Origin of the sequence: Pseudomonas defluvii (assembly GCF_001695625.1) — a bacterium.
GTDB classification, from domain to species: Bacteria; Pseudomonadota; Gammaproteobacteria; order Pseudomonadales; family Pseudomonadaceae; genus Aquipseudomonas; species Aquipseudomonas defluvii.
In genome coordinates this window covers 25,407-38,349 of record NZ_MBPN01000010.1, presented here as the reverse complement: position 1 = coordinate 38,349, position 12,943 = coordinate 25,407, and the positions used below count along the sequence as shown (strand labels likewise).

10 protein-coding genes are annotated in these 12,943 nt (G+C 57.8%); 1 reads left to right on the top strand and 9 read right to left on the bottom strand.

Annotated elements, in window-relative coordinates; translation table 11 throughout:
• Positions 1–8: 8 nt before the first annotated feature.
• Positions 9–1,916, bottom strand: a complete 1,908-nt coding sequence (ftsH, locus tag EKA13_RS04770; protein ID WP_065758261.1) for an ATP-dependent zinc metalloprotease FtsH — start codon at positions 1,914–1,916, stop codon at positions 9–11.
• Positions 1,917–2,127: 211 nt separating this feature from the next.
• The gene (gene rlmE / locus EKA13_RS04765; protein ID WP_065758260.1) at positions 2,128–2,751 is read right to left on the bottom strand and encodes a 23S rRNA (uridine(2552)-2'-O)-methyltransferase RlmE; all 624 of its coding nucleotides are present in this window, start codon (positions 2,749–2,751) and stop codon (positions 2,128–2,130) included.
• A 100-nt stretch (positions 2,752–2,851) separates the two neighbouring features.
• Here rlmE and yhbY point away from each other — a divergent pair, with 100 nt between their 5' ends.
• Positions 2,852–3,160, top strand: coding sequence for a ribosome assembly RNA-binding protein YhbY (gene yhbY, locus EKA13_RS04760; RefSeq protein WP_065758259.1), 309 nt, complete (start codon positions 2,852–2,854; stop codon positions 3,158–3,160).
• 13 nt (positions 3,161–3,173) lie between these two features.
• Here yhbY and EKA13_RS04755 read toward each other — a convergent pair whose 3' ends face one another.
• The 7 genes from EKA13_RS04755 to dnaK form a co-directional block, all read right to left on the bottom strand.
• Positions 3,174–3,569, bottom strand: a complete 396-nt coding sequence (locus tag EKA13_RS04755) for an MFS transporter (protein ID WP_065758258.1) — start codon at positions 3,567–3,569, stop codon at positions 3,174–3,176.
• Positions 3,570–3,597: 28 nt separating this feature from the next.
• On the bottom strand, positions 3,598–4,074 hold the full coding sequence (gene greA / locus EKA13_RS04750) for a transcription elongation factor GreA (protein ID WP_065758257.1): 477 nt from the start codon (positions 4,072–4,074) through the stop codon (positions 3,598–3,600).
• Positions 4,071–7,292, bottom strand: a complete 3,222-nt coding sequence (gene carB, locus EKA13_RS04745) for a carbamoyl-phosphate synthase large subunit (protein WP_065758256.1) — start codon at positions 7,290–7,292, stop codon at positions 4,071–4,073. Before carB ends, greA begins: the two co-directional genes overlap by 4 nt.
• 103 nt (positions 7,293–7,395) lie before the next feature.
• On the bottom strand, positions 7,396–8,532 hold the full coding sequence (gene carA, locus EKA13_RS04740; RefSeq protein WP_065758255.1) for a glutamine-hydrolyzing carbamoyl-phosphate synthase small subunit: 1,137 nt from the start codon (positions 8,530–8,532) through the stop codon (positions 7,396–7,398).
• Positions 8,533–8,813: 281 nt separating this feature from the next.
• Complete coding sequence (gene dapB, locus EKA13_RS04735; protein ID WP_065758254.1) at positions 8,814–9,617, bottom strand: 4-hydroxy-tetrahydrodipicolinate reductase; 804 nt, start codon at positions 9,615–9,617, stop codon at positions 8,814–8,816.
• 13 nt (positions 9,618–9,630) lie between these two features.
• Positions 9,631–10,755, bottom strand: coding sequence for a molecular chaperone DnaJ (dnaJ, locus tag EKA13_RS04730; RefSeq protein WP_065758253.1), 1,125 nt, complete (start codon positions 10,753–10,755; stop codon positions 9,631–9,633).
• A gap of 192 nt (positions 10,756–10,947) precedes the next feature.
• Positions 10,948–12,864 (bottom strand): molecular chaperone DnaK, encoded by a 1,917-nt coding sequence (dnaK, locus tag EKA13_RS04725; RefSeq protein WP_065758252.1) that lies wholly within the window; start codon positions 12,862–12,864, stop codon positions 10,948–10,950.
• Positions 12,865–12,943 lie beyond the last annotated feature (79 nt).

The window sequence follows — 12,943 nt, the reverse complement described above, 5'->3', positions numbered from 1 at the left end:
ATGAATCCTTAGTGTTGCGCCGCCGGGCCACCAATCGGCGACTCGGGGCGGTCACCCTGCGAGACAGGTGTGCCCGAAGTACCCGATCCACCTTCCCAGTCACGCGGTTCGCGCGGAGGACGGCCTGCCATGATGTCGTCGATCTGATCAGCATCAATGGTTTCGTACTTCATCAATGCATCCGCCATGGCGTCCAGCTTGTCTCTATTCTCGGTGAGAATCTGCTTGGCGGTGGCATAGCACTGATCGATGATGCTGCGCACTTCGGAGTCGATCATCTTGGCCGTCTCGCCAGACACGCTAGCGTGCTGGGAACCCGCGCTACGACCCAGGAAAACCTCACCCTCTTCTTCGGCATACATCAGCGGGCCGAGCTTTTCGGAAAGGCCCCACTTGGTGACCATGTTACGGGCGATCTGGCTGGCACGCATGATGTCGTTTGATGCACCGGTGGTGACACCATCAAAGCCGAGCGTCATCTCTTCGGCGATACGACCGCCGTAGAGCGAGCAGATCTGGCTGATCAAGGCACGCTTGGAGAGGCTGTAACGATCCTCTTCAGGCAGGAACATGGTTACACCCAACGCACGGCCACGAGGGATGATCGAAACTTTGTAGACTGGATCATGCTCAGGCACGATGCGACCGACAATGGCGTGACCCGCTTCGTGGTAAGCGGTGTTCTGCTTTTCCTTCTCCGACATGACCATGCTTTTGCGCTCAGCGCCCATCATGATCTTGTCTTTGGCCAACTCGAACTCTTTCATTTCGACGATACGCTTGCTGCCACGTGCAGCGAACAGCGATGCTTCGTTGACCAGGTTAGCCAGGTCGGCACCGGAGAAGCCTGGCGTACCACGTGCAATAACCGCCGGATTGACGTTCTCGCCCACAGGCACTTTACGCATGTGAACCTTGAGAATCTGCTCGCGACCACGAATATCCGGGAGACCCACCACGACCTGACGGTCAAAGCGACCTGGACGCAACAGCGCCGGGTCCAGCACGTCTGGGCGGTTGGTAGCGGCAATCACAATGATGCCGTCGTTCATCTCGAAACCGTCCATCTCGACCAGCAACTGGTTGAGAGTCTGCTCACGCTCGTCATGACCGCCGCCCATACCGGCGCCACGATGACGACCCACCGCATCGATTTCGTCGATGAAGATAATGCAAGGGGCATGCTTCTTCGCTTGTTCGAACATGTCACGGACACGGCTCGCACCGACACCCACGAACATCTCGACGAAGTCAGAACCGGAAATGGTGAAGAACGGTACTTTCGCTTCGCCTGCAATGGCCTTGGCCAGCAGGGTTTTACCGGTACCCGGTGGGCCAACCATCAGCACGCCGCGAGGAATACGACCACCCAGGCGCTGGAACTTGCCCGGATCGCGCAGGAACTCGACGAGCTCGCCGACTTCCTCCTTGGCTTCATCACAACCGGCCACGTCGGCCAGTGTGGTCTTTACCTGGTCTTCCGATAGCAGGCGCGCCTTGCTCTTGCCAAAGCTCATCGGCCCGCCCTTGCCACCTGCGCCACCCTGCATCTGGCGCATGAAGAACATGAACACGGCGATAATCACCAGGATCGGGAAGCTGGCAACCAGCAGCTGAGTCCAGATGCTCTGCTGCTCGGGCTGCTTGCCTTCAACGACTACGTGATTGTCGACCAGATCGCCAATCAGGCCGTTATCCTGAATGGCCGGACGGATGGTCTTGAAGCTGTCGCCGTCCGTACGCTTGCCGGTGATGACATAGCCGTCGACTGCGACACGTTCGACCTTGCCATCCTTGACCTGTTGAATAAAGTCGGAATAGTTGAGGGTCTGCGGCTCGTTCGGGCTGGAGAAGTTGTTCATCACCGTCACCAGGACAGCCGCGATGATCAACCACAGGATCAAATTCTTTGCCATATCGTTCAATTAGCTACCCTCTGAAGCAGGCTGAGGCGCAGCCGTGCCTCGCATGATAATCACCGGCCTAACTTACTACATTACCTACACATCTGCAGGCGCCGTCTGTAACCCTTTGTGAAACTTAGACTACACGATGTTCGCCCAAGTCAGGCAGGGCAGTCGATTGGAAAAAACTATCGCAAACCCTGGAAGCTGCCGGCATGACGCTTTACTCGCCGCGAAAACCCCTTGCCAGCAAGTACTGCTCGCGGGAACGGTCCCGCGAAGAGAGCGGCTTGCGCATCTGGACCTTGTCGAACTTCTGCCGAACGGTTTTCAGATAGGTATCAAACCCCTCACCCTGAAAGATCTTGATCAGGAAGTCACCACCCGGACGCAATACGCGGGTAGCCAGGTCAAGGGCCAACTCACAGAGGAACATCGCCTTGGGCATATCCACCGCAGGTGTACCACTCATATTGGGGGCCATATCGGAAATCACAAGGTCTACTTCGGTATTACCTACCGCTTCGAGGATTTGCGCAAGCACCTCATCCTGGGTGAAGTCGCCCTGAATGAAGGTCACATCAGGAATGCTGTCCATTTCCAGGATGTCCGAGGCAATCAAACGCCCCTGCCCACCAATCAGACGACTGGTCACCTGAGACCAGCCACCTGGCGCAGCGCCGAGATCGATGACACTCATGCCCGGGCGGATCAGTCGGTCTTTTTCCTGCAGCTCCAGCAGCTTGTAGCTGGCACGCGAGCGATAACCGTCCTTTTGCGCCATCTTGACGTAAGGATCGTTGAAATGTTCTTTCAGCCAGTTATGGCTTGTCTTGGAACGCGCCACTGGGCACCTCGATGATAACGGTCGTGATTAACTGGGCGGATCCACGGGCCCTCGGGTAAAATGGCCGCCATTTTTACAGAATCAGACAAAGGGTCAGATTATGCCGCTCACTCAAGAGCAGAAGAAACAGTACAAATCCATTGGCCACGACCTCAAACCAGTTTTGATTGTGGCAGGCAATGGGCTGACTGAGGGTGTTCTCGCCGAACTCGAGCGCGCCTTGAGCGATCATGAGCTGATCAAGATCAAGCTCAACCTCAACGAGCGCGAAGAGCGTGCCGAAGTGATCACCGAGCTGTGCAAGGCTGGCCGTGCAGAACTGGTACAAACCATCGGGAAAATGGCACTGATTTACCGCAAAAACCCACAGCCTAACAAACAGCTGTCGAACATCCATCGCTACAAGTGATGCTCGCGCCGTGTCAGCGGCGCGCTCTGCGCGCCCTGCCCGGCTGAGGTTGCAGCACCAACAATACACCGGTAAGGCCCAGCACCAAATAGCAGAGCAACTGCCAACGCATCAACCCTGGCAGCAACGTTCGCAACGCAAAATACACAACACACGCCAGCAACGCCATCAGCAGCAGTTGCCCTCGCCTGTCTTGCCACAGGCTGCGCAGGCCTTCAGCCTGCACCAGAACCAACACCTGCAGCCCCGCACAAAACGCTGCGAATGCTACCAGCAATGACGCCACCAGCTTGCCGATATCCTCGACAAGTAGCGGCGCCAGCCCAACCTTTGCAAGCGTCGGTAGAAGCCCGAAGTACAGCATCCATAGGCCGCCAACCCAGAGCACCTGGGTTAGCTGCCAGATCACAGCGGTCGCGGCAACGCCGCGACGCCGATTAAATATGGGCGACTTCGACAATCTCGTACTCGATCAAACCACTCGGGGTCTTCACCGACACGACATCACCCTCTTGCTTGCCGATCAGGGCGCGAGCAATAGGCGAACCAACCGAAAGCTTGCCAGCCTTGATGTCAGCTTCATCTTCACCAACGATCTGGTACTTCAGGCTTTCGTCGGTTTCGACGTTGGCAATCTCAACAGTCGTGCCGAAGATCACCTTGCCAGTGTGCGCAATCGAAGTGACATCAATCACCACCGCGTTCTGCAAGCGCCCTTCGATATCACGGATACGCGCTTCAACCATACCTTGCTGCTCGCGCGCAGCATGGTACTCGGCGTTTTCCTTGAGGTCGCCCAGCTCCCGCGCTTCACCAATATCCTGGCTGAGCTTGGGACGAACGACCTTGGTCAGATGGGTCAGTTCTTCTTCCAGGGCGCGAGCGCCCTGGACAGTCATAGGGTATTTATTCATCCGTTGAGTCCTGCATGGAGATCCTGCAAGCGGCGCACGGTCTTTTCCGGACCGAACTTCAGCGCTTCACAGATAGCTTCACCTGCCGCAATGGTGGTGGTGCAGTAGATTTTGTGCTGCAACGCATTGCGACGAATCGAGTAGGAATCAGCAATCGACTGACGACCTTCAGTGGTGTTGATGATCAGCGACACTTCATCGTTCTTGATCATATCAACAACATGCGGACGGCCTTCAGTCACCTTGTTCACACGACGCACTTTCAGCCCGGCAGCCTCAATAATCTTGGCAGTGCCCGCAGTCGCGACAACTTCAAAGCCCAGGGCGATCAGGTCACGGGCAACGCCAGCCACTTGTGGCTTGTCGTCATCACGCACGCTGATAAACGCGGTACCGCCAGTCGGCAGCACTTCGCTGGCGCCCATCTGAGCCTTGGCAAACGCTTCACCGAAGCTGTCGCCCACACCCATGACTTCACCCGTCGACTTCATTTCAGGGCCGAGGATCGGGTCAACACCTGGGAACTTGGCGAACGGGAAGACCGCTTCCTTGACGCTGTAGAAGTTCGGAATGATTTCCTTGGTGAAACCAATTTCCTTCAGGGTCTTGCCGGCCATGACACGCGCCGCAATCATCGCCAGGGAAGTGCCGATGCACTTGGAGACGAACGGTACAGTACGCGAAGCGCGCGGGTTGACTTCAATGACGTAGATCTTGTCGCCTTGCAGCGCCAGCTGAACGTTCATCAGGCCGACCACGCCCAACTCCAGAGCCATTTTCTTGACCTGCTCGCGGACTTCGTCCTGAACATGGGCTGGCAGGGAGTATGGCGGCAGCGAACAGGCCGAGTCACCGGAGTGAACACCGGCCTGCTCGATGTGCTGCATGATTGCGCCGATGACCACGTCGGTACCGTCGCAGACCGCATCAACGTCCATCTCGATGGCGCAGTTGAGGAAGTGGTCGAGCAGCACAGGGCTGTCGTTGGAAACCTGGACCGCTTCACGCAGGTAACGCTTGAGTTCGTCCAGTTCGTAGACGATCTCCATGGCACGGCCACCCAGCACGTAGGACGGACGAACCACCAGCGGGTAACCGATCACACCGGCAGCACGGATGGCTTCATCTTCGCTGCGAACGGTGGCATTTGGCGGCTGCAGCAGGTTCAGACGCTGAACCATCTGCTGGAAGCGCTCACGGTCTTCAGCACGGTCGATTGCATCAGGGCTGGTACCGATAATCGGTACACCGGCCTCTTCCAGCGCACGAGCCAGTTTCAGCGGGGTCTGGCCACCGTAGTGAACGATCACGCCCTTCGGCTTCTCGACACGCACCACTTCCAGCACGTCTTCCAGCGTCAGCGGCTCGAAGTACAGGCGATCGGACGTGTCATAGTCGGTGGAAACGGTTTCCGGGTTGCAGTTGACCATGATGGTCTCGTAACCATCTTCACGCAGGGCCAGTGCCGCGTGTACGCAGCAGTAGTCGAACTCGATACCTTGGCCGATACGGTTTGGACCACCACCCAGGATCATGATCTTGTCACGGCTCGACGGGTTGGCCTCGCACTCTTCCTCATAGGTCGAATACAGGTAGGCCGTGTCGGTCGCGAACTCGGCAGCGCAGGTGTCGACGCGCTTGTAGACCGGGAACACTTCCAGCTTGTGGCGGTGACGACGCAGGTTCTTGTCGGTAATACCCAGCAGCTTGGCCAGACGCTGGTCAGAGAAGCCCTTGCGCTTGAGGCTGAGCATCAGGCCCTTGTCGATGTTGGCCAAGCCCAGGGTCTTGACGCGCTCTTCTTCCTTGATCAGGTCTTCGATCTGCACCAGGAACCAGTGGTCGATGCTGGTCAGCGCGAAGATTTCGTCACGGGTCATGCCAGCACGGAAGGCGTCAGCAACGTACCAGATGCGCTCAGCGCCAGGAACGGTCAGCTCGCGCTTGAGGATGCTCGGGGTTTCCGGGTTAGCCAAGTCAAGCTTAGGATCAAGACCGCATACACCCACTTCTAGACCACGCAGGGCTTTCTGCAGGGATTCCTGGAAAGTACGGCCGATGGCCATGACTTCACCAACGGATTTCATCTGGGTGGTCAGACGGGCGTCGGCTTTCGGGAACTTCTCGAAGGCGAAGCGCGGCAGCTTGGTCACAACGTAGTCGATGGACGGCTCGAACGAAGCCGGGGTACGACCACCGGTGATGTCGTTCTGCAGTTCATCCAGGGTGTAGCCGACAGCCAGCTTGGCGGCAATCTTGGCGATCGGGAAGCCGGTCGCTTTCGAAGCCAGGGCCGAGGAACGCGATACACGCGGGTTCATCTCGATCACGACCATACGGCCAGTGTCCGGGCAGATACCGAACTGGACGTTGGAACCGCCTGTTTCAACACCGATCTCACGCAGTACCGCCAGCGAGGCGTTACGCATGATCTGGTATTCCTTGTCGGTCAGGGTCTGTGCCGGAGCAACGGTGATCGAGTCACCGGTGTGCACGCCCATCGGGTCGAAGTTTTCGATGGAGCAGACGATGATGCAGTTGTCCTTTTTGTCGCGGACCACTTCCATCTCGTACTCTTTCCAACCGATCAACGACTCATCGATCAGCAGTTCCTTGGTCGGCGACAGGTCCAGACCACGGGCACAGATTTCTTCGAACTCTTCACGGTTGTAGGCGATGCCACCACCGGTGCCGCCCATGGTGAAGGACGGACGAATGATGCACGGGAAGCCCAGCTTCTCGAGAACGGCGTTAGCCTCCTCCATGCTGTGGGCGATGCCGGAGCGCGGGCACTCCAGACCAATGGCTTTCATGGCCTGGTCAAAACGCGAACGGTCTTCTGCCTTGTCGATGGTGTCGGCATTGGCGCCGATCATTTCCACACCGAACTTCTCCAGAATGCCTTCGCGCTCCAGATCCAGGGCGCAGTTCAGTGCAGTCTGGCCACCCATGGTCGGCAGCAGCGCATCTGGACGCTCTTTCTCAATGATCTTGGCCACCGTTTGCCATTTGATCGGCTCGATGTAGGTGGCGTCGGCCATGGCCGGGTCGGTCATGATGGTGGCCGGGTTGGAGTTCACCAGGATGACGCGGAAACCTTCCTCGCGCAGGGCCTTGCAGGCCTGGGCGCCGGAATAGTCGAATTCGCAGGCCTGGCCGATCACGATCGGTCCAGCGCCGAGAATCAGGATACTTTTAATGTCTGTACGTTTTGGCATGGGTTGTCACTCAAATCCGCAGGTCAGTCGGCAAGCCGTCTTGAACAATCTTGGCGGTCCCTGAACACGGCTTGCGCCGGTTCAGGGCCTTCTCACTAGGTGCTCAGCGGCGCTTGGCCATGGCATCGATGAAACGGTCGAACAGCGGCGCGACATCGGTCGGGCCAGGGCTGGCTTCAGGGTGACCCTGGAAGCTGAACGCGCTCTTGTCGGTGCGCTCAATACCCTGGAGGCTACCGTCGAACAGCGACTTGTGCGTAGCGCGCACATTGGCTGGCAGCGTCGCCTCATCAACGGCAAAACCGTGGTTCTGGCTGGTGATCATCACAACGCCGGTGTCCAGATCCTGGACCGGGTGGTTGGCACCGTGGTGGCCATGACCCATTTTCACGGTCTTGGCGCCAGAAGCGAGTGCCAGCAGTTGGTGACCCAGGCAGATGCCGAACACCGGAATTTCGGTTTCGAGAATGTCCTGAATCGCCTTGATTGCATAATCGCAAGGCTCTGGATCGCCAGGGCCGTTAGACAGGAACACGCCATCAGGGTTGAGCGCCAGAACGTCGCTGGCCGGTGTTTGCGCAGGAACCACGGTCACACGGCAGCCGCGCTCAACCAGCATGCGCAGGATGTTCAGCTTGACGCCGTAGTCATAGGCAACCACGTGGTATGGCAGCTCGGAAGCTTCGATAGTTGGGTGACTGTCGGTCTTCAGACTCCAGACACTGGAACGCCACTCGTAGCTGTTCTGGGTGCTGACAACCTTGGCCAGGTCCATGCCTTTCAGGCCTGGGAAGCCACGCGCAGCGGCGATGGCGGCTTCTTCGGTGATGTTGTCACCGGCCAGGATGCAACCATTCTGCGCACCCTTCTCACGCAGGATGCGTGTCAGGCGACGGGTATCGATGCCGGCGATCGCAACCACGTTGTTGGCTTTCAGGTAGTCCGGCAGCGACTGCTTGTTCCGCCAGTTGCTGGCAAGCAACGGCAGGTCGCGAATCACCAGGCCAGCCGACCAGACGCGGTCGGATTCGGCATCTTCCGGCGTGGTGCCAGTGTTGCCAATGTGTGGGTAAGTCAGGGTAACGATTTGCTGCGCATAGGAAGGGTCAGTCAGGATTTCCTGATAGCCGGTCATTGCGGTGTTAAACACCACCTCACCAACGGTCTGACCGTCGGCTCCAATGGCTTCACCGCGAAAAATGCTGCCATCAGCAAGGGCGAGTATGGCTGGCTTAGTCAAGAAGACCTCCCGTAAATCAAGCCTGAAGGGGCGATCGCAGGTTGCAAAAAAGCGGAATGACGTATAGACACGTCACCCCGCTTTCTTCGTCGAATTATCTGCGCGCTTTTAGTGGACACACTAAAGCTGTAGCTTACAGAAAAACGTATTTTTGGTCTACCGCTGATGTGCCTGAAAGGCGCAGAAATGCGACAGGACGTCGCCAGGATTCAGAAGCAACCCGCAAGACCGGCTCCAGTGAAACCCAAAGAGCCGACTTGCAGGCACACTTTCGACAACGCTTAACGCAGTTCCAGCACGTCCTGCATGTCATACAGGCCCGGCTCGCGCCCTTCCAGCCACAATGCGGCACGCACCGCACCCTTGGCGAAGGTCATGCGACTGGAGGCCTTGTGGGTGATCTCGACGCGCTCACCCTCAGCCGCGAACAACACGGTGTGATCGCCGACCACATCGCCGGCACGCACGGTAGCGAAGCCAATGGTCTGCCGATCACGGGCGCCGGTCTGACCTTCGCGACCATAGACCGCCACTTCCTGCAGGTTGCGACCCAAGGCCTGAGCAACCACCTCACCCATGCGCAGCGCCGTACCCGAAGGTGCATCGACCTTGTGCCGGTGATGCGCCTCGATGATCTCGATATCGACATCATCACCCAGCACGCGGGCAGCAGTATCGAGCAGCTTCAAGCACAGGTTCACACCCACGCTGAAGTTGGCGGCGAAGACAATCGGAATCTCCTTGCTCGCCTCTACCAGCAGTTGCTTTTCTTCAGCACTGAAGCCGGTAGTACCGATCACCATGGCCTTGCCCGACTCACGGCAAAACGCCAGGTTTTTCAGCGTGACCGACGGATGGGTGAAGTCGATCAGAACATCGAAGTCATCGACCACCTGTTCCAGACCACCCGACAGCGCCACGCCAATACGACCCAGCGCTGCCAATTCACCAGCGTCCGCACCGATCAGCGTACTGTCCGGACGATCCACAGCCGCGGTCAGGCCCGCACCCTGCGCATGCTGCACAGCTTCGATCAGGGTTTTACCCATCCGCCCTGCAGCACCCATTACCGCTATACGTCGCATGCCCTGTTCCTTCTTACAGATCGCCGAAGAAGCGCTTTACGCCTTCGAACCAGCCACTGGCCTTGGGAGAATGGGAACTGTCGCAGTCCAGCGAATCGCGCAGCTCTTCGAGCAGCTCACGCTGACGGCGACTCAGATTGACCGGCGTCTCGACTGCGACGCGGCACATCAGATCGCCCGCCGCACCGCCACGCACCGGGGCAACACCCTTGCCGCGCAGACGGAACTGCTTGCCGGTCTGAGTACCCTCAGGGATCTTCAGCTTGACCCGACCATCAAGGGTCGGCACTTCAAGCTCGCCACCCAGCGCAGCATCGGTGTAACTGATCGGCACTTCGCAATACAAATGCTTGCCATCACGCTGGAAGATCGCATGCTCGCGCACATTGATCACAACGTAAAGGTCGCCGGTAGGCCCACCATGGCTACCCGCCTCGCCCTCGCCAGACAGGCGGATGCGGTCTCCGGTATCGACACCGGCCGGCACCTTGACCGACAGCGTCTTGTACTCTTCGACACGCCCTTCGCCATGGCATGCATCGCAAGGATCGGTAATGATCTTGCCTTGGCCATGACAACGCGGACAGGTCTGCTGGACCGAGAAAAAGCCCTGCTGCATGCGCACCTGGCCAATACCACCACAGGTCGGACAGGTCGAGGGCGAAGAGCCCTTCTTGGCACCGGAACCCTCGCACGGCGAGCAGTTCACCAATGTCGGCACACGGATATTGACCGTGGTGCCGCGCACCGCTTCTTCGAGGTTCAGCTCCAGGGTGTAGCGCAGGTCGCTGCCACGCTGGGCACCGCCACGGGAACCACCCCGACCACCACCAAAGAAGTCGCTGAACACATCACCGAAGATATCGGAGAAGTTCGCACCACCAAAGCCAGCACCGCCACCACCCATGCTAGGGTCGACGCCGGCATGGCCATACTGGTCATACGCCGCACGCTTGCTGCTATCGGACAGCACTTCGTAGGCCTCGTTGGCCTCCTTGAATTTTTCTTCCGACTCTTTGTCATCGGGATTACGGTCCGGGTGATGCTTCATCGCCAGACGACGATAAGCCTTCTTCAGCTCCGCCTCGCTGGAGCCGCGCTCTACACCCAGAACCTCGTAATAATCACGCTTTGCCATAAGTCTTTGTACTCTTGAGGACGTTCGGCAAACCTCTGCGCTATTCGCGCTATGCCGCCAGCATTCAAACCCGGTCGAATGCCGTAAAAATTCGGGTATTCCAGACACGCCAACGCGGGAGCAAGCCCCCGCGCGGCGACATCCTACCAGCCACCGCTAAAATGCAGTCAACCGGCCGACAACCTGTAGTAATTACTTGTTGTCTTTGACTTCTTCGAACTCGGCGTCGACTACATCGTCATGCTTGCCAGCTTCTTCCGCAGGCTTGGCAGCAGCTTCAGGCTTCTCGCCCTGCTCAGCGTACATTTTCTGAGCCACTGGCGCGGAGACCTTCGACAGCTCTTCGACCTTGGCATCGATGGCAGCTTTGTCATCGCCTTTAACGGCAGCTTCCAGCGCTACGACCGCAGCTTCGATAGCAGCCTTCTCTTCGGCAGTGACCTTGTCACCGGCATCAGCGACCATCTTGCGAGTCGAGTGCACCAGCGCATCACCCTGGTTACGGGCAGCGGCCAGCTCTTCAAACTTGCGGTCTTCCTCGGCGTTAGCCTCGGCATCACGCACCATGCGCTCGATTTCTTCGTCCGACAGACCGGAGTTGGCCTTGATCACGATCGACTGAGTCTTGCCAGTGGCCTTGTCTTTCGCACCAACGTGCAGGATACCGTTGGCGTCGATGTCGAAGGTCACTTCGATCTGAGGCACGCCACGTGGTGCTGGTGGAATGTCAGCCAGGTCGAACTTGCCCAGGGACTTGTTCTGTGCGGCTTGTTTACGCTCACCTTGCAGCACGTGAATGGTCACGGCGCTCTGATTGTCATCAGCGGTCGAGAACACCTGCGACTTCTTGGTCGGAATGGTGGTGTTTTTCTCGATCAGCGCGGTCATCACGCCACCCATGGTTTCAATACCCAGGGTCAGCGGGCTAACGTCCAGCAGCAGAACGTCTTTCACGTCACCTGCCAGAACGGCACCCTGGATAGCAGCACCCATGGCAACGGCTTCGTCAGGGTTGACGTCTTTACGCGCTTCTTTACCGAAGAAATCGGTAACGGCTTTCTGTACCAGCGGCATACGGGTCTGGCCGCCAACCAGGATCACGTCGTTGATCGAACCTACGTCGATACCGGCATCTTTCAGCGCGATACGGCAAGGCTCGATGGTGCGCTGAACCAGGTCTTCAACCAGCGATTCCAGCTTGGCGCGGGAGATCTTCACGTTCAGGTGCTTAGGACCGGTGGCATCTGCAGTGATGTACGGCAGGTTGACATCAGTCTGCTGGCTCGAAGACAGCTCGATCTTGGCTTTCTCAGCGGCCTCTTTCAGACGCTGCATGGCCAGCGGGTCACCCTTGAGGTTCATGCCGCTTTCTTTCTTGAACTCGTCAACAAGGTAGTCGATCAGACGGATATCGAAGTCTTCACCACCGAGGAAGGTGTCACCGTTGGTTGCCAGTACTTCGAACTGGTGCTCACCATCAACCTCGGCGATCTCGATCACCGACACGTCGAAGGTACCGCCACCCAGGTCATAAACGATCACGGTGTGATCGCCCTTGGCCTTGTCCATACCGTACGCCAGCGCAGCAGCGGTAGGTTCGTTGATGATGCGCTTGACGTCCAGACCAGCAATACGACCGGCGTCCTTGGTAGCTTGACGCTGGCTGTCGTTGAAGTAGGCAGGCACGGTAATAACTGCTTCAGTCACTGCCTCGCCGAGGTAGTCTTCGGCGGTCTTCTTCATCTTTTTCAGGATTTCAGCCGAGATTTGTGGCGGCGCCATTTTCTGGCCGTTCACTTCAACCCAGGCGTCGTTGTTGTCTGCCTTGACGATCTTGTAAGGGACCATCTGGATGTCTTTCTGAACGACTTCTTCATCGAAACGACGACCGATCAGACGCTTTACTGCGTACAGGGTGTTGTGCGGGTTGGTGACAGCCTGACGCTTGGCCGACTGACCGACCAGAATCTCGCCATCGTTGGCGTAAGCGATGATCGATGGGGTGGTACGCGCGCCTTCGGCGTTCTCGATAACCTTGACGTTACCGTTTTCCAGAATGGAGACGCAGGAGTTGGTGGTCCCCAGGTCGATACCGATGATTTTACCCATGTTAACTCTCCCGAAACTTGAATAAGGTTGCCGCAGCAGTGCTGGCTAACTGCGGTAATACTTGAATGCTTGACACCTA

Excerpts from the sequence above, each read along its gene's own strand:
- ftsH (WP_065758261.1), bottom strand. The coding sequence starts at position 1,916 with ATGGCAAAGAATTTGATCCTGTGGTTGATCATCGCGGCTGTCCTGGTG.
- yhbY (WP_065758259.1), top strand. The coding sequence starts at position 2,852 with ATGCCGCTCACTCAAGAGCAGAAGAAACAGTACAAATCCATTGGCCAC.
- greA (WP_065758257.1), bottom strand. The coding sequence starts at position 4,074 with ATGAATAAATACCCTATGACTGTCCAGGGCGCTCGCGCCCTGGAAGAA.
- carB (WP_065758256.1), bottom strand. The coding sequence starts at position 7,292 with ATGCCAAAACGTACAGACATTAAAAGTATCCTGATTCTCGGCGCTGGA.
- dapB (WP_065758254.1), bottom strand. The coding sequence starts at position 9,617 with ATGCGACGTATAGCGGTAATGGGTGCTGCAGGGCGGATGGGTAAAACC.
- dnaJ (WP_065758253.1), bottom strand. The coding sequence starts at position 10,755 with ATGGCAAAGCGTGATTATTACGAGGTTCTGGGTGTAGAGCGCGGCTCC.
- dnaK (WP_065758252.1), bottom strand. The coding sequence starts at position 12,864 with ATGGGTAAAATCATCGGTATCGACCTGGGGACCACCAACTCCTGCGTC.